Here is a 23,243-nt window from a genome sequence, read left to right as displayed (position 1 = left end):
CTAACGACATGAATAATTTCGAGATAATTGAAACCCGCGTCGCCCAAGTCAGGGCCGAGCTGGCCATGCAGGAGTTGGACGCCTTTATCGTCCCCCACGATGATGAGCACCTCGGCGAGTACATTCCCGCTTGTGCCGAGCGGCTTGACTGGATCACCGGGTTCAATGGCTCTGCCGGCGTTGCCATCATCATGGCCCAGCGTGCCGCCCTCTTTGTCGATGGTCGCTATACGGTACAGGCCCGCATGCAGGCGCCGTCCGAACTGTTCGAGTTGCTCCACCTCATCGAAAATCCCCACGTGCAGTGGCTGGCCGAGCAGCTGCCGTCAGGCTCCCGGGTTGGCTTCGATGCCCGTCTGCACAGTCTGACCTGGTACAAGAACGCCAAGGCAGTGCTGGCCGAGCGCGGTATCGAGCTGGTGCGAGTCGAGCAGAACCCCATCGACCTGAACTGGAGCGATCGCCCCGAGCCCCCCAAGGCACCGGTCATCCTCTACAGCGAGGAGCTTGCGGGCCAGTCCAGCCAGGCCAAACGTGAAATGCTGGCCAGTGATCTGCGCAAGCGCGGGCTGGATGCCGTGCTGCTGACCCAGGCCGAGCCGATCAACTGGCTGCTCAACCTGCGTGGCCGCGACATCGAGCGGCTGCCGGTGGTGCTCGGTTTTGCCGTGCTCTACGCCAACACCACCATGGATTTCTTCGTCGATACCGACAAGATCGACTGCTTCGCCTTCAGTCAACACGTGGGCCAGGATGTCTCCGTCTATCCTGTCGACAAGCTGGAAGATGTGCTGCAACGCATCGGTGAAGATCAGCAAAAGGTGCTGGCCGATCCGGACACGGCCAATGCCTGGACCCAGCTCATCATGGAAGAGGCGGGTGCCATTCTGGTGGCAGGCCAGGATCCAACCATGCTGCCGAAAGCGTGCAAAAACGAGATCGAGCTGACCGGCATGCGCGCCGCCCACCTGCGCGATGGCGTGGCTATGACCCGCTTCCTCGCCTGGCTGGATCGGCTGATCGCCTCCGGCGAATTCGAGGGAGTGGATGAAGGCACCCTGGCCGATCAGGTGGAAGCGTTCCGTCGCGAGCAGGAACACTACGTCGAGCCGAGCTTCGACACCATCTCGGCACTCGGCCCCAACGCCGCCATGTGCCACTACCGCCATACCAATGGCACCCCGCGCCCCTTCGGCCAGGACAGCCTCTATCTGCTGGACTCCGGCGCCCAGTATCTGGATGGCACCACCGACATCACCCGCACCATCAAGGTGGGTGAGGTGACCGATGAGCAGAAGGCGATGTTTACCCGGGTGCTGCAGGGACATATTGCGCTGGATCAGGCCCGCTTCCCGCGCGGCACCGCCGGTATCCAGCTCGACGTGCTGGCCCGCATGCCGCTGTGGCAAGCCGGTTACAACTACGACCACGGCACCGGCCACGGCGTCGGCCACTTCCTGAGCGTCCACGAAGGGCCCCAGCGCATCGCCCCGAAAGGGAGCATGGTCGCCCTGCAGCCGGGCATGGTGCTCTCCAACGAGCCGGGCTACTACCGCGAAGATGGCTTCGGCATCCGCTGTGAAAACCTGGTGGTGGTGACCGAGCTGGAGCAGATCGGCGAGCTGCCGATGTTGGGCTTCGAGCGCCTGACCTATGTTCCGTTCGATACCCGCCTGATCGATCGCAGCCTGCTGAGCCCGGCCGAGTTCCGCTGGATCAATGAATACCACGCCGAAGTGTTCCGCCGTCTGAGCCCGCTGCTCGAAGGCGATGATCTCGCTTGGCTGGAGCAGGCAACCAGCCTCATCTGATGACACAGGGCCTGCGGGCCCTGTTTTTTATCCCCCATTTGACCTGTATCAACACTCCAAGCGAGCAGGTCAGGAGAATGGCGGCCATGAAAAGTTATCATGCCAGCCCAGCCCGGGGCCCACACGCCGCAGCCAGCAAAAAGGCGAGTGACCACCCCAGACTCATGCGCGAGCAGCAGACGGTCAGCGCCATGATCCGCCTCTACTGCCAGCACCATCATCAGGATCCCCATTGCCGCCACTGTCGCCAGTTGCGGGATTTCGCCCATCAGCGCCTTCGTCGCTGCCGTTATGGCCACGGCCACAAACCCACCTGTGCCAACTGCAATATCCACTGCTACGCACCGGCGATGCGCAAGCAGATCCAGCAGGTGATGAAGTGGAGCGGCCCGCGCATGTTGCTGCGCCACCCCTGGCTCACCCTCCGCCACCTGCTCGACGGCTTGCGCAAGGCCCCCAAACTGCCCCAGAGCCGCCCCCTGCCGCCATAACCGCCAATCCCTTGCATCCGGCAGGGGATGACCACTACCCTATGACTCCTTTTTTGCCGTTGACCCCAAGGTCAGCGGCGTTGCCGATCCGTTTGTTGCCAATGGAGTCCTGATGCACCACAACCCGCCCCTGCTACGCACCGCTACCCACAATGACATGCACGCAATCTGGCAGATCGATGCCAAGGTGTTTGGCGAAGATGTCTATCCCGCCTTCTTCTTCCGTCAAGCGATGGATTTGTGGCCAGAGTTGTTGCTGGTGGCCGAATACGAGGGGCAGCTGGTGGGTTATGTGCTGGGGGGATTCGGTCAGGAGCGGTCGCAAGGCTGGGTGCTCTCGCTGGCGGTGCTGCCCGAGGCGCGCGGTTTTGGTCTGGCCGAGCGAATGATGCGCCAGATGGAGGCCAACCAGCAGGCGCTGCAGATCAGCGAACTGCGGCTCACGGTCGATCCGGCCAATCCGGCCCAACGCCTCTACTATCGGCTTGGATATCAACAGGTTGAAGAAGTTGAAAACTATTTCGGGGCAGGTGAACACCGGCTGGTACTGGCCAAGCAGCTAGCCGAGTAGCCCACCAAAGGGGCATTTAGCCGTAACAGGTCACATAATTGGTTACATTTCGCTGATTTAATGTCTGGGAAGGTTGGAGTAAAGTGCATTCCATCATCCAGATTGTTCAAATTACATGCAGCCTCGGAGGCCTATCATGTTGAAACGTATGACCATCATTGCCCTGCTGGCAGCAACCACCATCACCGGATGCGCCAACAGTGACGTTTACTCTGGCGATGTTTACACCAAAGACCGCGCCAAACAGGTGCAGACCGTCAGCTACGGCACCATCATCTCCACCCGTCCGGTGAAGATCCAGGCCGATGAGAACTCCCTGATTGGCACCATTGGCGGCGCCGTAGTCGGTGGCCTGCTGGGCAGCACCATAGGCGGTGGTACCGGCCGTGATATCGCCGCGGCCGGTGGCGCCATTGCCGGCGCGGCAGCCGGCAAGGCCGCTGGCGACAAGCTCAACCAGGTCGACGGGGTCGAGCTGGAGATCAAGAAAGAGAACGGCGAAGCCATCGTGGTAGTACAGAAAGCCAGCCCCACCTTCGTACCGGGCGCCCGCGTGCGCATGACCCAGGGCAATGGCAGCATCAACGTGGCCGTCGTGAATTAAGGGTGTGAAATAAGGTGTGGCCACACTTGAGCCATAAAAAAACCGCCGATCCCGGCGGTTTTTTGTTGTCTGACGTTCGGGATTACATGCTGTAAGCCTTCTCGCCGTGGGAGGTGACATCCAGCCCTTCCCGCTCGGCATCGCCGTTCACCCGCAGACCCACCAGCATATCGACCGCCTTGAAGGCAATCGCCGCCACAGCACCGGACCAGAGCAGGGTGACACCGACCCCGATGGCCTGGATCTTCACCTGAGTCAGGATGGAGTACCCCTCGGCAACCTGATTGGTGACATAGTCCCACACCCCGGTACCGCCCAGATCCGGGCTGGCAAAGACGCCGGTCAGCAGGGCGCCGAGAATACCGCACACCCCGTGTACGCCAAACACGTCCAGACTGTCATCGGCCCCCAGCAGGCGCTTGAGACCGTGGACGCCCCACAGACCCGCCACGCCACTGATAAGGCCCATCACCAGACCACCGCCCACACCGACGAAACCGGCTGCCGGGGTGATCACCACCAGACCGGACACCGCACCAGAGGCGGCCCCCAGCAGGGAGGGACGTCCCTTCATCACCCACTCGGCCAAGGTCCATGAGAGAGCTGCCGCAGCCGGCGCCACCCAGGTGTTTATAAAGGCGAGTGCGGCGATACCGTTGGCTTCCAGCGCGGAGCCCGCGTTGAAACCGAACCAGCCGAACCAGAGCAGGGAGGCACCGATCATGGTCATGGTCAGGCTGTGGGGGGTCATGGGATCACGACCGTAGCCCAGACGCTTGCCCACCAGATAGGCACCCACCAGACCCGCCACGGCGGCGTTGATGTGCACCACGGTGCCGCCTGCAAAGTCCAGCGCACCATGCTGGAACAGATAACCGGCAGTGGCGGTCGCGGTTGCTGCGGCTTCGGCGCTGGTATAGGCATCCGGACCCGCCCAGTACCACACCATATGAGCCAGCGGGATGTAGGCGAAGGTGAACCAGATCACCGAGAAGAGCAGCACGGCAGCAAACTTGATGCGCTCGGCGAACGCCCCCACGATAAGGCCGCAGGTGATGGCGGCAAAGGCCCCCTGGAACACCACATAGATCAGCTCGCTGATCCCGACACCCTTGCTGAAGGTGGCGGCGATGGAGTCAGGGGTCACCCCCTTAAGCAGCACCTTGCTGAAGGAGCCGTAGAAATTGCCCCCCTCGGTAAAGGCCAGCGAATAGCCGTAGATCACCCAGAGCACGCAGATAAGGCAGAACAGGGTAAAGACCTGCATAAGCACGCTCAGCATGTTTTTGGCCCGCACCAGACCACCGTAGAAGAGGGCGAGACCGGGGATCGACATCAGGATCACCAGCGCCGCCGAGAGCAGCATCCAGGTGTTGTCACCCTTGTTGATTGTCATGGCGGCAACCGGCGCCACCGCAGCCTGTACCTGAGCGACCTCTTCGGCCCAACTTGGGGTAACCAGCAAGGCAGGCAACATCGTCAGACCCGCCATCATCCATTTTTTGACCATAGAGCACTCTCCTTCCCTGTCGTACCGGTACAAGACCGGCTCCGTTTCCCTGATTGAATCTGTGGCGAACCGCTAGGTGTTGCTGCAACCCGCCAGAATCACACCCGCGCTCGGCACGGGGATGTCTCTTGCCACTTCCTCATCACTGCGTCTGCCGCCGATGACCGCAAGAGACCGTCTGACATGTAAAAAGCATAAAGCGGGCCACAAATTTAAATCCTTTTAAATCATTGCGTTAGAAAGATCATGCATTATCAATGCACCAATTTAGCGCATGAGCTGCGCTAACCTGCCCTGGGTCGCCCTGTCACAGGGCAGGCGATACGTCGCGCACCAGAAGTGCGCAAACCCTGAGCCAGCCCACAAGCTGACGTCATCGATATCGCGCGCTGCGGGCCCGCTCGTTTACACTGACAGACCAGCCGTTTCCTGTTATCCGACCACGGCATGCCATTACACAGCCCCTTGTTTGCAAGCTGATGGCAGGCCCAATCCGAGGAACACCATGCAGTTCGATCGTCTCGACATCAGCCTCTCCCACTACCGTCATCTCGACCGGGAGCATCGCGCCCACATCGCGCTGCTGGGGATAGTGATGCTGGCCATCATGGCCCTGCATCTGTTGCTGCTGCCCCACTTCCCTTACGAGCGCTTTTACGCCGTCAGCTTTGGCTTCGAGGTGATCAACTGGCTCACCATGCTGTTCCTGTTCTGGGTGGTGCAGTGTGCCCACCTGCCCACCCACACCTACCGCATGCTCTCCTGCGGTCTGATGTTGTGGATCATGGGGGCCACCGCCGACATCATGGATGAACTGGTGGCGCAGCCACTCTGACTCGCCATCTATGCCGAGGATCTGCTGCGCTCCAGCGGCATCCTGCTCAGCAGCATCGGCATCCTGAGCACCATGCACCACCTCTTCCACATCAATACCCAGCTCAGACAACAGGCACTGTTCGACGATCTGACCCGGCTGCCAAACCGGCGCTACTTTCATCAGCAGCTGTTTCTGGAACAGGGGATTTGCCACGCCCTCATCCTGCTGGATCTGGATCACTTCAAGCTGATCAATGACAACTACGGCCACGATATCGGGGATCGGGTGTTGCAGCAGTTTGGCGAGCTGTTGCAACAGCACTGCCCGCCCGGTGCGCTGGCGGCCCGTGTCGGGGGTGAAGAGTTTGCCCTGCTGCTGCCCGTCGCCCACGAAGCCGAGCTACAGCAACTGGCCAACACCCTGCTCACTGCGACCCGCACCATAGCCCCCGACCCGGCCCATACCATGACGGTCAGTCTGGGAGTGGGGATCCGCGAGCCTAGGGAGCCGGCCGTCTCGCTGTTCAAACGGGTGGATCAGGCGCTTTATGGCGCCAAGGAGGCGGGCAGAAACTGCGCGGTATGTGCGATGCCGACTAACAAGGAGGCATGAAGATCTGCCGGTTGATTGCCGGTCACGGCGAAACATTGCTGCTGAAACAGGGGCCCAATGGCCCCTGTTTTATGGGAGAAATCCCCTCGCCTAAAAGCGGAAGGTAAGACCGATATTGGCCTGCCACTGGGTTACCAGCTCCCCGCGTACCTTGAACACGCACTGCTCAGGGTTGCAGAGAAACTGGTTGTTGTCGTTAACCAGCGAGCCATAACCGCGCACCTCGGCCCGCAGGGCCAGATGCTCGGCGAGGCGCGGTTGCACCCCGAGCGCCAGCGACATGGAAGGGGTCACCTCGCTGTCGTAGGCGGCAAAGCGGGTCACCCCGATCCCGGCGCCGATATAGGGCGCCATCAGGTTGTCAGAGAGAGTCAGCGCACCAGCAAAGTGCAGGGTGTCCACCGTCAGGCGATCCGGCTGGTCGGGAGAGAGGGTGGTGGACTGATGACTGTAGAGCAGCTCAATCATGCCGGGATCATCCACCTCCTTGCTGATAAAGAAGCCCCAGCTGCCGGAGCTCTGTCCTTGCAGTGAATCGAGCGAGGCCGAGCGCGAGACCGGCTGCACCTCATCACTCTTCTCGAAGTCGATGGCTGAGCTGTAGCCGAAAAATGGCGTCACCTGCCAACCGGATGTGGTCGCGGCCTCACTACTCCAGGCCTGCCCCAGTGGCAGCAACAGCCCCATCATCACTATCCCGGCTCTCTTCATCATCCCCTGCTCCCTGTGTGATTGTTCAGAAAGCATACCAGAGGCGTCCTAGGCCCATCCTAAACGGCGGCTGTACCGGATCACTTTCATCGCGGGATGACCCTCTCGCCGGAACCTCTGCCGAGCCGCCCCACTGGCGCCGCTATGCGCCCCTGCCACCATTCATCGACGGTTAACCTCTGCCACGTATGCTGGCGCCAAATCGGGTCATCGGAGCCCGTTATCACCACTCAGAAGGACATCAGGGAATGGTTGCCGCGCAACTCAACGACCCCAAAACAACCCTCGCGGATACCCTGCGGGCCACCGCGCATGCCATCGACGAGAGCCATATCAGCCTGCGCCAGATGCTGGAGCTGGTGGGCGAGCAGGGCATGCTGCTGTTTTGCGTGCTGCTCACCGTCCCCTTCCTGCTACCGGTCTCCATTCCCGGGGTCAGCACCCCGTTTGGTCTGCTGATCCTCTTTATCGGCATCGGCATCACCCTCAACCGGGTGCCCTGGCTGCCCGCCATCCTGATGGAACGCCGCTTCGCCGCCGACCAGCTCAAGCCGACCCTGCACAAGGGGGCAGATCTGCTGGCCCGTGTCGATCGCGTTATCCGCCCGCGCCTGCTGGTGCTGACCGGCAGCAGCACGGTCAACCGCTGCAACGGTCTGCTGATCATGCTGGCCGCCCTGCTGCTGATGCTGCCCCTGGGCGCCATCCCCTTCACCAATGCCATGCCCGCCTGGGCCATCCTGCTGCTCTGCACCGGCATGTTGCAGCGGGATGGTCTGTTCGTCGCCAGCGGCTATCTGCTGGTGAGCGCGACCCTGGTCTGGTTCAGCGTGCTGGCCATCGGCTTGCTGATGGCGGGCCAGAGTGCCAGCGGCCTGCTCGGCTAACCCGACGCACAGAAAAAGGGCGACCAGATGGTCGCCCTTTTGGATTTGTGCGGGATACCGCCCGGTCAAAGCAGATCGTAGATAAGGGCCGAGATGGCAAGCAGCCCCATCACCAACACAAAAAGGGTACTTGGCCCGCGATAACGCTTGAGTGCGGGCAAGCGATAGATAGAGCAGGCGGGCAGCAGAAACAGGATCACCGCGATCAGCGGGCCACTGACGCGTTCGATGATGTCGAGCACATTAGGGTTCAGATAGGTGATGAGGGCGGTCACCAGAAACAGGATCACCGACGACACCCGGGCGATGGTCGACTCCTTGAGAGAGAGCCCCAGCCCCTGACAGGCACCGCTCACCATGCTCACCGTCCCCTCGCTCACCCCCATGGAGGTGCCGAGGAAGGATTTGGACATGGCCAGAATGGCGATAAGCGGCCCCACATAGGCGATCAGCGGATTGGAGAACTTGTTCGCCAGCGCCGACAGCACGGAGATATTGTCGGTGCGGGCCAGCGCCATCTCGGCCTGACTCAGGCTCATCACGCAGCTCACCACGAAAAAGAGCACGCTGCCGCAAATCAGCATGCTGCTGTATTTGATGATCCGCTTGGCACGCAGGTCGGCACTCTCCTGACAACGCTTCTTCTGCGCCGCACTGAAGGAGGAGATAATGGGCGCATGGCTGAAGGAGAAGACCATCACCGGCACGATCAGCCAGAGGGATTTCCAGAACGCCGGATCACGCCACTCCACTGCCTGACTCTCGCTGAAATAGGAGAGGCTCCACTGGGGCAGCAGATAGATGGATAGGCCAATCAGAAAGGCGACCATCGGCAGAGCCAGCACGCTGATGGCCGACACCACGATCTGTTTGCCAGCCAACAGGATCAGATGCAGGCCCAGCATCACCCCCAGCACCAGCAAGCCGCGGGGAAGCTCGGCGTCCCCCAGCTGGTGAACCACGAAGCTCTGGATCGCATTGGTGATAGAGATGCTGTAGACCAGAATGATGGGGTAGAAGGCCATCAGATAGACCAGCATCAGCAGCTTGCCCGCTCTGGCACCGAAGTGCTCCTCCACCACATGGGTGATATCCCCTTCCTTATGGGAGCTGGAGAGCACAAAGCGGCTCAATGCCCGGTGGGAATAATAAGAGAGCGGGAAAGCCAGCAATAATATAAATAGCAAAATAACCGGAGAATTACTGCCAACCGTAATAGGGAGAAATAACGTACCGGCACCAACCGCAGTGGCATATAAGCCCATGGTCCATACCGAATCGCTTTTCTCCCATTTCAATTTTGAAACAGGGTTACTCTTTTCAGCAATAGAAACACTCATTGCAATATATACCTTATTAGTCTGTCATCATTATTTTTATTGGCCCGAATAACAGGCTGGCGATATGTCATGGCAGATCGCCCTGTTCGTGAAAGAACAACACCGCCAGTGGCCAATAGGGCCACCGGAAGGGAACGGAGCTGCCACGCTACCATCGTTGAAATCGCCAACCTGGTCAAGGTTAATAATTCATGACCGTTTGAATCAGATTGTTTCAAAAGACAACGAAATGTGTCACATTCGTCATCAAGAACCAGATTCAAACCCTTTTGATAACATACCGATAAAACCTCATCCTGTTGCCCAACAACATAAATAAGACCAGCGATCAGGCCGATAATATTAACACCTTATCCTTTAGAATATGAGTTAAATAATAAGCCCAACTTTTCTACTAATTGACAGTGATGTCAGTCAACTTATTTAGAGTAAAAGAACGGGCTATTTCCGCCATGCGACCGGATAGACACTCTCAACCTGCCGGGCAGTGTGCTACCCGGTTGCGGCCTGCCCGCTTGGCTCGATAGAGCCACTCGTCGGCCCGGGCCAGCGCCTGATTGATCTCCTCCTCCGGCTGCACCAGGGTTGTGCCCAGACTGACCGTGATGGCGACCGGATCGGCAGGCAATGCTTCGACAGCGGCACGGATCTGCTCCGCTATCTGCAGCAAACCGGCTTCATCGATCCGTGGCAACAGGATCAGAAACTCCTCGCCGCCGCTGCGCACAAAGAGATCGTCCGCCCGCAACAGGGCATCGATGCAGCCACTGAATCGCTGCAAGGCCCGATCTCCCTGCTGATGACCGTAGTGATCGTTGATCTGCTTGAAGTGATCGATGTCGAGCATGATAAGGCCACAGGGCGCATCTCCTGTCCGCAGCGGCTGACAGTGCTCGAAGAAGAAGCGGCGGTTGTAGAGGCCGGTCAGCTGGTCGGTTTCACTCTGGCGCAGCAGTCGCTGCTGCAACTCGTACTGGCGGGTAATATTGCGGGTCACCCAGGCCACCGCCCGCTTGCCGTCATAGAGGGAGGGCAGAGGAGCAATCTTGCCCTCAAAGCGCTGCATCCCTTGTGGCCCGACACCGGCATCAATGCCACCCACCTCGCTGGCCGCCAGATCGTACTCGACCACCTGAACCTGGCCGCTATCCAGCGCCAGCGCGACCTGCGCCATCACCCAGAGCGCCATCGTCTCCGGCAGCACATCCCGCAACTGCTTCCCTGCCAGCGGATTGCCGTCCTGATAGGATTGCTGCTCCATGCCCCCTATGTATTCAACGTAATAACCATCTTCACTCAGGATAAAGACCGGGTCGGGCAACTGGGCCATCACCTCGTAAAGCTGCAATACCGACAGTGTCATAGATGCTCCTGTACTTCCGCGGCCAACAGGGGCCGTATATTGTGCCCCAACCCGATGATCCACCAGCAATCAGCATAAGAGATAGATTTGCAGCGGTAGCCAACAATCCTTTACAGCAAGTGTACCCCGCGTGGTGAAACAGCCCGTCGCAACACGCAAACCACCGGGATCCCCCCATATCCCATTGTTTCAAAAAGAGCCTTCGTTTAGGCTCCTTTGGCTCGCCCCCATTTTTATCCCTCCATGGAGACGCAGCCCGATGCCGCAGGAGGGGAATCGCACAAGGAGTTGCAGGATGAAGAATGCCATCGTCAAAGCCCGTTTCGACGCCATCAGCACCGAAGGGGAACAGCTCGTCCTCAAGATCGCCATCAAGGCCCCCGAGCCGGATCCCAAGTCCGCCAGCGGTGACTGGCGCTGCAAGGTGAAGCTGGCGGGGCTGAGCGACAAGACCTTTATCTACGGCATCGACAGCCTGCAGGCCCTGAGCCTCGCCATCAAGTTTGTCGAAACCGAGCTGCGCGCCTTCTCCGATGCGGGCTGGCAATTCTATCTGCCCGGCTGCCCCGATCACCCCATCGACATGAGCGCCTGCTACTTCCCGGCGCTCTAACATCCGACCCAGCTCAAGGAGCTCCCCATGCACGGACCCGATCCCGCCAATCCCCACCCCATGGATGGCTTCCCCCAGGTGTGCTTTATCAAGAACACCATCAAGGGGCCCAATATCGAGGTGGGCGACTACACCTATTACGACGACCCGGAGGATTCGGCGGGCTTCGAGCGCAACGTCCTCTACCACTTCCCCTTCGTCGGCGACAAGCTCATCATCGGCAAGTTCTGCGCCATCGCCCGCGGGGTGAAGTTCATCATGAACGGCGCCAACCACCAGACCTCCGGCTTCTCCACCTACCCCTTCTTTATCTTCGGCAACGGCTGGGAAAGCGCCCCCCGCCCCGGGCAGCCTCCCCTACAAGGGGGATACCGTGATCGGCAACGATGTCTGGATTGGCTATGACGCCCTGATCATGCCAGGGGTAAAGGTCGGCAACGGCGCCATTATCGCCGCCCGATCCGTGGTCACCGGTGACGTGCCCGCCTACGCCGTGGTCGGCGGCAATCCCGCCAAGGTGATCCGCTACCGCTTCGACGACTACACCATCGCCCGTCTCAACGCCATCGCCTGGTGGGACTGGCCGGTGGAGCAGATCAGCCGCAACCTGGCGCTCATCAGCGGCGGCGAGATAGCCGCGCTGGAAGCGGCAATCCGCTAGAGACAAGCCCCATCAGGCATAGGGCCAGAAATGAGAAGAGGGTTGAGCGCACAGGCACTCAACCCTCTTTTTGATTGGTCGCAGACCGCTCAGTGGCTGGCGGAGCGACTACCGCTCCAGATCAGCTCGCCGCTGCGCAGCTCCATCAGGGTCATCGACAACCGATAACGGCTCCCCTGTGCCACCAGATCCCCGTAGAGCATGTAGCCGGCGCCGGTCTGGCGGCCAAGCCGCACCAGGGAGGCCGGGTTCATCCTGCCCTGCTGATACTCAAGCTGGCCGGTGATGGCCGCCACCTGCCCTTGGTCGACAAAGTGAAAACCGCTCTTGCTCTGGATGCGCTTGCTCATGGCCGCCGCCATGGCGCGGGTGTCCACCGGCTCGCCGGTGCCGTTCTGGGGCGGGGTGAGCAGCAGCACCGGCTGACCGGTTTGCGCCAGCTCCCGCACCTCGGGGGCCTGCACAAAGAGATCGGCCATGGCCTGCGCCAGTCCGGTCGGCGCCACCGGCTTGGGCTGAACGTCCCCGCTATCCGGTTTGGTCACCGGCTTGTCCGGCTGGCTCACTGGCTGATCGGGTTCACTGACAGGAGCCTGAGTACCACCGTAGGGATTGACCGCACAACCGCCCAGCAGCATGGCCCCCACCATCAACAAGGAACGCAGCTTCATCTTTTCTCTCCGCCAGAAATCCGTAAACGGGCATCAACACATGCCCGCATGGCGGAGCCCCTGCCCCGCATCCTCCTTATGCTAGGGACAAACCCCGACAGGGTCGATACGCCCACCACCACAGGGCGACAGAGACTGGCGAACCTGGGCCCACAAAAAGCTGGCACGGCTCCACCCGATTCCGTTAGGGTAGTGTCGGTAAAACATCAACAGTAACGCAGCGGTAAGCCCGGCACACAACACGTCGCAACCCGACAGAGATCATCACACTCAAGCAGGAAGCACTATGCAACTAACCCCACCCCAACCGCCTCAGGACGATGAGATCGAAGCGCTGCGCATTGGCCTCTCGGGCTTCAACAAGGATCACGCCGGCACCCATCTGCGCGAGCGGATCGCCAGCTTTATCAAGGATAAAGAGGGCAAGGTACACGGCGGCATCATCGCCGACATCAAGTGGGGCTGGCTGCACGTCGACTGGCTCTGGATCGATGAAAGCATCCGCCGCGATGGCTGGGGCGGCCGCCTGCTCGGCGCCATGGAGCAGTACGCCCAAAGCAAGGGCATCAGCAACTACCATCTGGAAACCACCAGTTTTCAGGCTCTCCCCTTCTATCAGAAGCAGGGTTACGAAGTCTTTGGCCAGCTGCCCGATATGCCGCCGGGGCATATCAGTTACTTTCTGAAAAAGCAGTCATAAGCCGATGAGCAGCCGCAACAGCCCTGCAATAGACAAGCCGCCGGGTAGCTGGAGTCTCTCCTTCTATAGACGCCTTGCCTTGCTCTTTGCGCTGCTTGCAACCAGTTCCAGCACCCTTGCCCTGTCACTACACGATCTGGATCCGGCATTTGAGCGATGTGAAGCGATCAAGTCACAACACAGCGCCACACTGCCCGCAAAAAGCGACCCCTTCTGGTCACTGGAGAGGGAACAACAGACGACAGTGCTGATCTATCTGCATGAGAAAAGCATGGAGCGCTGCACCGCAGCAGAAGTGGATGCGCTGGCGATCAAGGCGTTCCATCAGGCGGTAGCGGGAGACCGCAGTTTTCTCGACACCTTGATCAAGGCGAGAGCCACCACCCTGACGCCATCCCAGCAAACCCAGTTGCAGCAAGTCGGCCAAGCAGAGCTGGAGAGGTTGGCTGGTATGAAGGAATTTGTTCAGCCTTTCTCGCTAACCGAGTACCTCAAGCAGCTTGGCGACGCTGTGCCCTGACAAGAGAGGTAGTAGCGTAGGTAACTATGTCCGCATGGGGTGTAAGGTTCGGATAGACATGACTAGCTAACAGAATTGCTAACCATTTGATATTAAATAACTTTCCAACCTTCTCATTTCTCCTCAATAAATGGTAAAAATGGGATAAAGATCATAGACATAGCGGCACCAGACAACTACATTTGGAGAACTAGTTAGCAAGGATGCAACGTGTTGACGCTCAACGAATAACTAGTAAAATGACGCGTCCGATTAGGAGCCAATCATGAAAGTTGTTGAATTTGAGGTTCATAAAGAGAAGCAGAGAAAAGAGGCTTCTCTCTCCAAAAGTTATTGTGCTGTTACAAGACCAGCAGGAAGAGTATTCGAGTTTGAAAAAAATAGAGAACAACGTTCAAGCTCAGATATAGAGATTTTTGAGAGTATTTTGAAGAAGGCCAAAAATCTTGGCTGGTAATATTAAAACCCCATCTATATATTGGTGGTATTCTACTCAATTAGGATACCACCATGAATTTATCAAGAGCAAAAAAGCAACCACCCACACCTCGTCAAAATGATTCAACTGCCAACAACTCAATAAAAGAGATTTCTGCCAGAACATCTAATGAGCTTATCATTGGCCTCTGCGGGACCATTGGTTCTGGGCTCCACGCACTCAGAACTAGTATTGAATCTAGGCTTTCCTTACACAACTACGTTGTCCGTCATATTCACATCAGCGCACTGATGAAAGAGTATTTTTCTGCAGACTACTCAAAATTTGAAAAAAATATCGAGTTAGACTCTTACAATAGATATAAAGGGCTTCAAGACTTAGGGAATCACCTGAGAGAAAAATACAACTCTCATATATTAGCAGAAGCAGCAATCACTAAAATATCATTTTATCGCGAACGTGATAATAAAGATCCATCTCCAACTCCGGAGCGGGTTGCATATATAGTTGATCAATTAAAACATCCAAGTGAACTTGAACTATTCAGGCTCATTTATCAACACAACTTCTATCTTTTTGGTGTAATTCGTACAGAGTCAGAGAGAAAAAGAAATCTACGAGATGAAGGCATCCCAGCCAAACACATTGATGAGTTATTCCATCGCGACAGAAAATTTGATGATCCAAATGGTCAACAGACAGAAAAAACTTTAAGGGATGCTGATTTTTTCATTAAAAACAACCAAAGTCATGTAGCTGAATTAGATAAAAAAATTGGTCGTTATGTCGACCTCATTCATGGCGTAAATGGAATAACCCCAACCATGGATGAAAAAGGCATGTTCTCAGCATATAGCGCCTCAATGCAATCTGCATGTCTTTCACGGCAAGTCGGCGCTGCTATCTTAGATGAAGATGGAAATATGATAGTTACAGGTCGCAATGATGTGCCAAAGTTTGGGGGCGGATTATATAGCTCTGAAGATGGAGAGCAAGACTATCGTTGCATACATAAGGGTGCAAAATGTTATAACGATTTCCATAAAGAAAAAATGCGAAAAAAAATATTCAGTATAACAAAGAAGTTCTTTGGAGAAGAAAATGAAATATATACACCAGAAGATCTAGAGATATTAAAGAAATATACAAACAAAGACCACATAGAAAAGCTTGTTGATAGTATTTATAATGACAGCCCAATTAATGCATTAATAGAATACTCTAGAGCAATCCACGCTGAAATGGATGCAATTACTTCCCTTGCTCGCTTACATGGAGCAAATAGTAAGGAAAAAATAATTTACACAACTACATACCCATGTCATAACTGCGCTAGACATATTGTTGCTGCAGGAATAAAAAAAGCAATATACATAGAGCCTTATGAGAAGAGTCTTGCGTTAGATCTTCATGACGACGCAATTTGTGATGCAAACAGTAAATCACCAAACAAAGTAGTTTTCGAACAGTTCGAAGGTGTTTCACCGCGTAGATACACAACACTATTCTTGTCGAAAACTGATAGAAAAAAATGTAAATGGAAATGTGATAAAAGTAAGCGTGAGATATGGTACCCATACTGACAACCAGTTTAAAGATTCATTTATAGATTACGAAACGAAGGTTTTTGAAAACTTCAGTAAGAAAGTGCGGTTAATTCCTAGACATGAATAATCTGTTGGGGAGATGTAACTATCTTCATCGACGGTTACCACTCCAATCTATCGAGGATTGATGGCGCAGGCGAAGACGGCACAAGGATGTGCCGTCTATAGCGTTACGTCCGACCTTGCCCCAGTCGGCAGTGAAATGGACGATCACGCCTGACGTCTAATCGACCCTACGACACGCTCCGCTTTGTTCTGCATAGCCACTACCGGCCACCCCTCATCCAAAATTGGCCATTGCTTATGGACGTAATGGCCCATTCGATAGCTGAGCAGCAGCCACGATGTTTGCACTGGCGAAACGATATCAAGAGTCATCGTCGCACCAACGAAACAATCTTGTTGGGGCAAACAAAGCAAAGCGGCAAGCAGTGGTAGGGATCTGCCCCTCCGATCTGCTTGCTGCTGTCTGTTACCACAGGTGTAAACGTCGTTAACGACCCAAAAAGGGTTCCCAATCCTTAAACACCGGCTGCAACCCGGCCTGCCGCACGGCGGCCGCCACTTCCCCCACCGGGCGGTCGTCGTGGATGGCGAACTGCTCCAGCTCCTCCGCATCCCCCTCGGCATAGCCCCCCGGCTGGGTGCGCGACTCGGCCGACATCTGGGTGATGCCAAGGCGCACCGCGCCGTTGCGAAACGTAGCCGACTCGCGGGTGGAGAGGGACAAGTCCAGCGTCGGCGAGAAGAGACGCCAGGCGCAGATCAGCTGGGCCAGCTGGCGATCCGACATGACCACGGCAGGTTCCAGTCCGCCTGTGCAGGGGCGCAGGCGCGGGAAGGAGAGCGAATAGCGGCTCTGCCAGTGGTGACGCTCAAGCCAGCTCAGATGCTCGGCGACAAAGTAGCTGTCGGCGCGCCAGTCCGAGGAGAGGCCGATCAGCGCCCCCAGCCCGATTTTGTCGATACCGGCGCGGCCCAGCCGATCCGGTGTGGCGAGGCGCCATGCGATGTCCTGCTTGTTGCCGCGCAGGTGGTGGCGGGCATAGGTGGGGGCGTGGTAGGTCTCCTGATAGACCATGACGGCGTCAAGGCCGAGGCTTTTCAGCTCGGCATAGTCGGCCTGCGAGAGGGGCTGCACCTCCATCCCCACCGTGCTGAAGTGGCGGCGGATGATGGGCATCACCTCGCGAAAATAGGCGAGCCCCACCTTGTGCTCGTGCTCGCCGGTCACCAGCAGCACGCTGTCAAAACCGCGCGCCTTGATGGCCAGACACTCGCGCTCTATCTCCTCTGCATTCAAGGTCTTGCGCTTGAGGCGGTTGCTCATGGAGAAGCCGCAATAGGTGCAGTCGTTGGCGCAGAGGTTCGACAGATAGAGCGGCACATAGAAGCCGATGGTGTTGCCAAAGCGCTGGCGGGTCAGCCGCTCGGCCTCGGCTGCCATCTGCGGCAGATAGGCTTCGGCGGCTGGGGAGATCAGCGCCATAAAATCGGCCAGGGTGCGGCGGGGTGCGCTCAGGGCGCGGGCCACATCGGCGGCAGTTTTGGCGCGGATCTGCATGCCGATATCGTCCCACTCCAGCTCCTGCCATCGGTCGAGAAAAGAAGGCTCCTTAGCCCTTACACCCAGTGCCCTCACCCCCAGCCCCTCTCCCAGAGGGAGAGGGGGGCTAAACACATCGGCCTCGTGAGAAACCGAGAAAGAGGGCGTGGCGATTGGCTCTTGCCCCGAGCCAGCATCATGACTCATAACGCCCCCAGAAAATCGGTGAGCGGGCTGGAGGCTTGGGCCTGCAGGGCGCGGGCGCCAAGGCCAGCTTCATAAGCGCTGCGACCGGCGGTGCAGGCCAGCGCAAAGGCGCGGCCCATGGCGACCGGGTCGCCGCTCACCGCAATGGCGGTGTTGACCAGCACGGCGTCGGCACCCAGCTCAAAGGCGGCGGCGGCGTGGCTCGGCGCACCGATCCCCGCATCCACCACCACAGGCACATTGGCCTGCTCGACGATGATGGAGAGAAACTCCCGGGTTACCAGCCCCTGATTCGAACCAATCGGCGCGCCGAGCGGCATCACGGCGGCGCAGCCCACCTCTTCCAGCCGCTTGCAGAGCACGGGGTCGGCGCCGCAGTAGGGCAGCACCACAAAGCCCTCTTTCACCAGCTGCTCGGCGGCTTTCAGTGTCTCGATGGGATCGGGCAACAGATAGCGCGGATCGGGGTGGATCTCCAGCTTCAACCAGTTCGTCCCCAGCGCCTCGCGGGCGAGGTGGGCAGCAAATACCGCCTCGGCGGCGGTCTTGGCGCCTGAGGTGTTGGGCAGCAGCTTGACCCCGAGTTGCAGCAAGGGGCTCAGGATATCGTCGTGGGCCTTGCCCGGTTCCAGCCGCTTGATAGCCATGGTGACCAGTTGGGAGCCGCTCGCCTCGATGGCGGCGGCCATCAGGTCAGGGCGGGCAAACTTGCCGGTGCCGGTGAAGAGGCGCGACGAGAAGGTGTGATCGGCAATCTTGAGCATGTCAGCCTCCCGCAATGGCGGTAAAGAGGTGGAGTTCATCTCCGTCATTGAGACGGGTCTCGGCCCAGCGGCCACGGGGCAGCACGGCGCCGTTAAGGGCCACCGCCACTCCCTGTGGATTAACTTCTTGCGCCGCCAGCAGGTCGGCCACGCTCTGCCCTGCCGCCAGCGACTGGGCTTTATCGTTGAGTCGAATGGTGAGGGTCATGGGGTGATCTCCTTATCGTGTGTCGGGCATCGGCGCTGTCCGCAAACCGGGCAATCGGGGTCGGGAGCCAGAGTGAGGGTCTGCCACTGATGAGTCAAAGCATCGAAGCGGCGCAATGTGCCAGCGACCGGGCTCGGCATCCCGAGCAGCAGTTTCAATGCCTCCAGCGCCTGCAAAGAGCCCATCACCCCGACCAACGGGCCGGTGACGCCGCTGGTCTCGCAGCTCTGGCTCACCTTGGTATCAAGCGGATAGAGGCAGGTGTAGCAGGCGTGATCGCTGCTGGTGCGCGCCATCAGCTGCCCCTGCCAACCCACTGCGGCGGCGGAGATCCACGGCTTGCCCTGAGCCACGCAGGCGGCGTTGATGGCCTGGCGGGTGGCGAGGTTGTCGCAGCAATCGATCACCAGATCCACCTCGGCCACAAACTCCGGCAGGCTGGCGGCATCGAGCCGCTGGTTGATGGCGATCAGCTCCACCAGCGGGTTGTGGGCAGCCAAGCGCTCGCGGGCCAGCTCCGCCTTGGAGTGGTTGACCGCATCAACATCGAACAGGATCTGGCGCGGCAGATTGCTGGAGTCCACCGTATCGCCATCGGCCAGCCACAAGGTGCCCACCCCGGCGCCAGCCAGATAGAGGGCGAGCGGCGAGCCAAGCCCGCCCAAGCCCACGATCAGCACGGACTTATCTTTCAGCCGTGCCTGCCCTTCTTCACCCACTTCCGCCAGCATCAGCTGGCGGCCGTATCGCAAATACTCAGCATCAGAGAGCATGTTCTGCCTCCCGTATAACAGTGGCCGAGCGCGGCTCATCCCCTGCCCCCACGGCCGCGAGCAGCCGTTCGGTCGCCCCCTGCCAGTCGTCGCTGGCAGTGATGGCCGAGACCAGCGCGATACTGCCGACCCCGCTCCCCTTGACCGCCGCCACCCGCTCCTCGCTGATGCCGCCGATGGCCACCGTCGGCCACTCCGCCATCAGGCCGCGGTAGCGATACAGCCGCACCAGCCCCTGCGGGCGCGAAGGCATCGCCTTGGTATTGGTCGGGAAGATATGGCCCAGCGCGATATAGGAGGGGGCCAGCTCGCGCGCCCGCATCAGCTCGAAGTAACCGTGAGTGGAGATGCCAAGGCGCAGCCCGGCCGCCTGAATGGCGGCGAGATCGGCGGTCTCCATATCCTCCTGCCCCAGATGCACGCCCCAGGCGCCCGCCTCGATGGCCTGCTGCCAGTAGTCGTTGATAAAGAGTCGCGCCCCATGGCGGCGACCAAGCTCAACCGCATCACGAATGGCCGGTGCCACCTGAGCGGCGGGCAGATTCTTGATCCGCAGCTGGATGGTCTTGACCCCCTGCCCCAGCAGGCGGCGCAGCCACTTGACCGAATCGACCACCGGATAGAGGCCGAGGTTGTGTTCAGTCGGCGCGAAGGGGCCCTGCGGCAGGCGGGCGCTGCTTGTCTCATACAATCCGAAGCGGCGATCGAGTGTTGAACCCGCCAGCACGGCGCGAGGGAAGTGGGCAAGATCGGCGGGCCAGCCGAGATGGGCGATGGGGCCGGGGCCTGCCCCCACTCCCTGCGCCGCCGCCAGCCCCTGTTGCAGGTAGGCTCGAGCGAGGGTAATGGCGTCCTCTACCGGATAATCCTGCGCCACCACGGCGGCGATGGCGCTGGCGTAGCAGCAGCCGGTGCCGTGGCCATGGCGGGTATCGAGGCGCGGCGCCGCCAGCCAGAATTCGCGGGTCTCATCCTGGTAGTAATCGAGGCAGAGATCGCCGCTCCACTCCAGATGGCCGCCCTTGACCAGCACGGCGCGGGCACCAAGTTCACGCAGACGGCGGGCGGCGAGGCGCACCAGTTCGGGACTGCTAACCGGCAAGCCAGTCAGTGCTTCCAGTTCGGGGCCGTTGGGGGTAATAAGCGACAGACGTGGCAGCAGCTGCTCGCGCACCGCCTCCAGCATATTGGGCTCCGCCATCGGGGTGCCGCTGCTGGCGATGGCCACCGGGTCGTAGACCACGAAGGGAGCTTCGATAGTTGCCAGTCGACGGGCCAGTACCTCCACATGGAGCCGGGTCGGCAGCAGACCGATCTTGATGGCGGCAGGCGGCAGATCGACGCCGAGGGCATCAATCTGGGCGGTGAAGGTCTGCATCAGCACAGGGTCGACCATCTTCACCGCCACCGAGTTCTGGGCCGTGATGGCGGAGATGACCGAGCAGCCGTGTACGCCGAGGTCGTGCAATGTGTGCAAGTCGGCCTGAATGCCGGCGCCACCGCCGGAGTCGGAACCGGCGATGGTCCAGACCACAGGTAGCGAGTCCGTCACGGGCGACAGGTCGGCGGAGCTGACAGCCCCGCTTGCGCTGCTCACGCCTCCTCCCCTGCGGCCTGTTTCAGCGCCGCCGCCTGATGGTAGATCTCGCCGCCGGTCTCCTTGAAGGTCTCCGCCATGCGGGCCATGCCGCTCGCCACCTCGGCCACCACCTGCTCCTGCTGGCCATCCATGCCGACCAGCTTGATCTCAACGGCCTCCAGCTTTGCTGCGTAGTCACGCACGTCCTGGGTGATCTTCATGGAGCAGAACTTGGGCCCGCACATGGAGCAGAAGTGAGCCACCTTGCCGGACTCCTGCGGCAGGGTTTCGTCGTGGTAGGCACGGGCGGTGTCGGGGTCGAGGGCCAGATTGAACTGATCCTCCCAGCGGAACTCGAAGCGCGCCTTGGACATGGCGTTGTCGCGGATCTGGGCGCCCGGGTGCCCCTTGGCCAGATCGGCGGCGTGAGCGGCGATCTTGTAGGTAATCAGCCCCAGCTTCACATCCTCCTTGTTGGGCAGCCCCAGATGCTCCTTGGGGGTGACGTAGCAGAGCATGGCGCAGCCGTACCAGCCGATGAGCGCGGCGCCGATGCCGGAGGTGAAATGATCGTAACCCGGCGCGATGTCGGTGGTGAGCGGGCCCAGCGTATAGAACGGCGCCTCGTGGCAGTGCTCCAGCTGCTCGGTCATGTTGCGCTCGATCATGTGCATCGGCACGTGACCCGGCCCTTCGATCATCACCTGCACGTCGTACTCCCACGCAATCTTGGTCAGCTCGCCCAGGGTGCGCAGCTCGGCGAACTGGGCCTCGTCGTTGGCGTCATAGACGGAGCCCGGACGCAGACCGTCACCCAGCGACAGGGCCACGTCATAGGCGGCGCAGATCTCGCAGATTTCGCGAAAGTGCTGGTAGAGGAAGTTCTCCTTGTGGTGCGACAGGCACCACTTGGCCATGATGCTGCCGCCGCGCGACACGATGCCGGTGAGGCGCTTGGCAGTCATCGGCACGAAGCGCAGCAGGACGCCAGCGTGGATGGTGAAGTAGTCCACCCCCTGCTCAGCCTGCTCCAGCAGGGTGTCGCGGAACAGCTCCCAGGTGAGGTCTTCGGCGATGCCGTTGGTCTTCTCCAGCGCCTGATAGATGGGCACGGTACCGATGGGCACCGGGCTGTTGCGCAGGATCCACTCGCGGGTCTCGTGGATATAGCGACCGGTGGAGAGATCCATCACGGTGTCGGCGCCCCAGCGGGTCGACCAGACCAGCTTTTCGACTTCCTCTTCGATGCTGGAGGTGACCGCCGAGTTGCCGATGTTGGCGTTGATCTTCACCAGGAAATTGCGGCCGATGATCATCGGCTCCGCTTCCGGGTGGTTGATGTTGCTGGGGATGATGGCGCGACCGGCGGCCACCTCATCGCGCACGAATTCGGGGGTGATGTTCTGGGGCAGGCGGGCACCGAAATCGCGGCCCGGATGCTGGGTGCGCAGGAGCTCGGAGCGCACCCGCTCGCGGCCCATGTTCTCGCGAATGGCGATAAATTCCATCTCGGGAGTGACGATGCCGGCGCGGGCGTAGTGGAGCTGGGTCACCCGGCGGCCCGGCTTGGCGCGGCGCGGCTTTGGCAGATACTCGAAGCGCAGGTGATCCAGCCCCTCGTCGGCCAGACGCTCCTGAGTGAAGGTGGAGCTGAGCCCCGGCAGCTCGTCGGTATCATCCCGCTCCAGCACCCAGTTCTCCCGCAGGCGCGGCAGGCCACGGCGCACATCGATGGCGACCCCCTCCTCCCCGTAACGGCCAGAGGTGTCGTAGACCGGCACCGGCTCGTTGGGCTCGAATTGGGGATTTTCTTTGGTGCCGCCGACGAAGGTATCGGCCAGCTGGATCTCCCGCAGCGGGACACGGATATCGGGGCGGGAGCCTTCGATAAAGATGCGGCGGGAGTTGGGGTGAGCCATCCCCTTGAGGCTGTCGATAAAGGCCTGAGCGCTGGAGCGCTGCTCGCGGCGGCTGGATTTGGTGGTATCAGATACAGAAGTAGACATAGCAAAACTCACATTAACTGGTTGAAGTTATGGGTATTTGCTTGTCTGGAGTTCGAGGAGAAGATGAACTTGCGGCGGGGTGTTTATCTCGGGAGGGAGTGCACGCGGGATGGATCTCCGCTCTGCTGTTCTGCCACTTCCCGCTCTCTGCACGCTGTGGGCAAGGCGCCCCACGTGCTGGACAACCGGACGGGACAGACTCCCTCCTGTGCGCCCTGACCCATCAAGGGTG

24 protein-coding genes and 1 pseudogene are annotated in these 23,243 nt (G+C 59.4%); 14 read left to right on the top strand and 11 right to left on the bottom strand.

Translation table 11 applies throughout. The annotated features are described in order from the left end of the window. The first annotated feature begins 8 nt into the window (after positions 1–8). From G5367_RS09920 to G5367_RS09905, 4 genes are all read left to right on the top strand, one after another. A complete protein-coding gene (locus G5367_RS09920) occupies positions 9–1,811 on the top strand; it encodes an aminopeptidase P family protein (protein WP_421244917.1) in 1,803 nt (600 codons plus the stop codon). Between the two features lie 86 nt (positions 1,812–1,897). After that, a complete protein-coding gene (locus G5367_RS09915) occupies positions 1,898–2,302 on the top strand; it encodes a nitrous oxide-stimulated promoter family protein (RefSeq protein ID WP_337073150.1) in 405 nt (134 codons plus the stop codon). A 112-nt stretch (positions 2,303–2,414) separates the two neighbouring features. Then, the gene (locus G5367_RS09910; protein ID WP_337073149.1) at positions 2,415–2,873 is read left to right on the top strand and encodes an N-acetyltransferase; all 459 of its coding nucleotides are present in this window, start codon (positions 2,415–2,417) and stop codon (positions 2,871–2,873) included. Positions 2,874–3,009: 136 nt separating this feature from the next. Beyond that, positions 3,010–3,477 carry a glycine zipper 2TM domain-containing protein gene (locus G5367_RS09905; protein WP_421244918.1) on the top strand — a complete coding sequence of 156 codons (468 nt, stop codon included), beginning with the start codon at positions 3,010–3,012 and terminating at the stop codon, positions 3,475–3,477. 82 nt (positions 3,478–3,559) lie between these two features. On the opposite strand, the gene amt is transcribed toward G5367_RS09905, so the two are convergent. Beyond that, positions 3,560–4,987 carry an ammonium transporter gene (gene amt, locus G5367_RS09900; protein WP_005355035.1) on the bottom strand — a complete coding sequence of 476 codons (1,428 nt, stop codon included), beginning with the start codon at positions 4,985–4,987 and terminating at the stop codon, positions 3,560–3,562. A 505-nt stretch (positions 4,988–5,492) separates the two neighbouring features. On the opposite strand from amt, the gene G5367_RS09895 reads away from it, so the two are divergent. Next, a complete protein-coding gene (locus tag G5367_RS09895; RefSeq protein WP_421244919.1) occupies positions 5,493–5,822 on the top strand; it encodes a hypothetical protein in 330 nt (109 codons plus the stop codon). Positions 5,823–5,894: 72 nt separating this feature from the next. Further along, the gene (locus G5367_RS09890; RefSeq protein ID WP_421244920.1) at positions 5,895–6,416 is read left to right on the top strand and encodes a GGDEF domain-containing protein; all 522 of its coding nucleotides are present in this window, start codon (positions 5,895–5,897) and stop codon (positions 6,414–6,416) included. Positions 6,417–6,506: 90 nt separating this feature from the next. On the opposite strand, the gene G5367_RS09885 is transcribed toward G5367_RS09890, so the two are convergent. Continuing rightward, a complete protein-coding gene (locus tag G5367_RS09885) occupies positions 6,507–7,127 on the bottom strand; it encodes a porin family protein (RefSeq protein WP_258721952.1) in 621 nt (206 codons plus the stop codon). 248 nt (positions 7,128–7,375) lie between these two features. Between G5367_RS09885 and G5367_RS09880 the strand changes: the two genes are divergently transcribed. Next, complete coding sequence (locus G5367_RS09880; protein WP_421244921.1) at positions 7,376–8,014, top strand: exopolysaccharide biosynthesis protein; 639 nt, start codon at positions 7,376–7,378, stop codon at positions 8,012–8,014. Positions 8,015–8,079: 65 nt separating this feature from the next. Here G5367_RS09880 and G5367_RS09875 read toward each other — a convergent pair whose 3' ends face one another. Continuing rightward, positions 8,080–9,354 (bottom strand): amino acid permease, encoded by a 1,275-nt coding sequence (locus G5367_RS09875; RefSeq protein WP_421212248.1) that lies wholly within the window; start codon positions 9,352–9,354, stop codon positions 8,080–8,082. Positions 9,355–9,418: 64 nt separating this feature from the next. Between G5367_RS09875 and G5367_RS09870 the strand changes: the two genes are divergently transcribed. Beyond that, positions 9,419–9,673 (top strand): hypothetical protein, encoded by a 255-nt coding sequence (locus G5367_RS09870; RefSeq protein ID WP_421212247.1) that lies wholly within the window; start codon positions 9,419–9,421, stop codon positions 9,671–9,673. A 153-nt stretch (positions 9,674–9,826) separates the two neighbouring features. On the opposite strand, the gene G5367_RS09865 is transcribed toward G5367_RS09870, so the two are convergent. Further along, entirely contained in the window at positions 9,827–10,717 is an 891-nt protein-coding gene (locus G5367_RS09865) for a GGDEF domain-containing protein (protein WP_421244922.1), read from the bottom strand. A 295-nt stretch (positions 10,718–11,012) separates the two neighbouring features. Between G5367_RS09865 and G5367_RS09860 the strand changes: the two genes are divergently transcribed. Further along, complete coding sequence (locus G5367_RS09860; RefSeq protein ID WP_421244923.1) at positions 11,013–11,330, top strand: DUF6968 family protein; 318 nt, start codon at positions 11,013–11,015, stop codon at positions 11,328–11,330. A gap of 27 nt (positions 11,331–11,357) precedes the next feature. Continuing rightward, a pseudogene (locus tag G5367_RS09855) lies at positions 11,358–11,991 on the top strand (Vat family streptogramin A O-acetyltransferase). An 89-nt stretch (positions 11,992–12,080) separates the two neighbouring features. On the opposite strand, the gene G5367_RS09850 reads toward G5367_RS09855, so the two are convergent. Then, positions 12,081–12,662, bottom strand: coding sequence for a penicillin-binding protein activator LpoB (locus tag G5367_RS09850; protein WP_216979598.1), 582 nt, complete (start codon positions 12,660–12,662; stop codon positions 12,081–12,083). 286 nt (positions 12,663–12,948) lie between these two features. Between G5367_RS09850 and G5367_RS09845 the strand changes: the two genes are divergently transcribed. The 4 genes from G5367_RS09845 to G5367_RS09830 all read left to right on the top strand — a co-directional run bounded on the left by G5367_RS09845 (position 12,949) and on the right by G5367_RS09830 (position 15,904). Beyond that, positions 12,949–13,362, top strand: a complete 414-nt coding sequence (locus G5367_RS09845; RefSeq protein WP_201968239.1) for a GNAT family N-acetyltransferase — start codon at positions 12,949–12,951, stop codon at positions 13,360–13,362. 4 nt (positions 13,363–13,366) lie between these two features. After that, positions 13,367–13,882 carry a hypothetical protein gene (locus tag G5367_RS09840; protein WP_421244924.1) on the top strand — a complete coding sequence of 172 codons (516 nt, stop codon included), beginning with the start codon at positions 13,367–13,369 and terminating at the stop codon, positions 13,880–13,882. A gap of 265 nt (positions 13,883–14,147) precedes the next feature. Beyond that, the gene (locus tag G5367_RS09835; protein ID WP_319909276.1) at positions 14,148–14,339 is read left to right on the top strand and encodes a hypothetical protein; all 192 of its coding nucleotides are present in this window, start codon (positions 14,148–14,150) and stop codon (positions 14,337–14,339) included. 53 nt (positions 14,340–14,392) lie between these two features. Continuing rightward, complete coding sequence (locus tag G5367_RS09830; RefSeq protein WP_421294235.1) at positions 14,393–15,904, top strand: anti-phage dCTP deaminase; 1,512 nt, start codon at positions 14,393–14,395, stop codon at positions 15,902–15,904. 517 nt (positions 15,905–16,421) lie between these two features. Here G5367_RS09830 and thiH read toward each other — a convergent pair. Genes thiH through thiC form a run of 6 tightly spaced genes read right to left on the bottom strand, consistent with a single transcriptional unit; the run spans position 16,422 to position 23,011 of the window. Next, positions 16,422–17,681 (bottom strand): 2-iminoacetate synthase ThiH, encoded by a 1,260-nt coding sequence (gene thiH, locus G5367_RS09825; protein ID WP_421244926.1) that lies wholly within the window; start codon positions 17,679–17,681, stop codon positions 16,422–16,424. Then, positions 17,678–18,445 carry a thiazole synthase gene (locus tag G5367_RS09820; RefSeq protein ID WP_024945667.1) on the bottom strand — a complete coding sequence of 256 codons (768 nt, stop codon included), beginning with the start codon at positions 18,443–18,445 and terminating at the stop codon, positions 17,678–17,680. The genes thiH and G5367_RS09820 overlap by 4 nt, the downstream gene beginning before the upstream one ends. Before the next feature lies 1 nt (position 18,446). Beyond that, positions 18,447–18,653: a sulfur carrier protein ThiS gene (thiS, locus tag G5367_RS09815; protein ID WP_219595039.1), complete on the bottom strand. Its 207-nt coding sequence runs from the start codon at positions 18,651–18,653 to the stop codon at positions 18,447–18,449. Further along, positions 18,650–19,426 (bottom strand): HesA/MoeB/ThiF family protein, encoded by a 777-nt coding sequence (locus G5367_RS09810; RefSeq protein WP_421244927.1) that lies wholly within the window; start codon positions 19,424–19,426, stop codon positions 18,650–18,652. Before G5367_RS09810 ends, thiS begins: the two co-directional genes overlap by 4 nt. Beyond that, a complete protein-coding gene (gene thiE, locus G5367_RS09805; RefSeq protein WP_421244928.1) occupies positions 19,416–21,023 on the bottom strand; it encodes a thiamine phosphate synthase in 1,608 nt (535 codons plus the stop codon). Before thiE ends, G5367_RS09810 begins: the two co-directional genes overlap by 11 nt. Next, positions 21,020–23,011: a phosphomethylpyrimidine synthase ThiC gene (gene thiC, locus G5367_RS09800; RefSeq protein ID WP_421244929.1), complete on the bottom strand. Its 1,992-nt coding sequence runs from the start codon at positions 23,009–23,011 to the stop codon at positions 21,020–21,022. Before thiC ends, thiE begins: the two co-directional genes overlap by 4 nt. Positions 23,012–23,243: the final 232 nt, after the last annotated feature.

It is taken from the genome of Aeromonas sp. 604282 (assembly GCF_049170575.1).
Lineage (GTDB): Bacteria > Pseudomonadota > Gammaproteobacteria > Enterobacterales > Aeromonadaceae > Aeromonas > Aeromonas veronii_A.
This window is presented reverse-complemented; position numbering and strand designations above follow the sequence as displayed.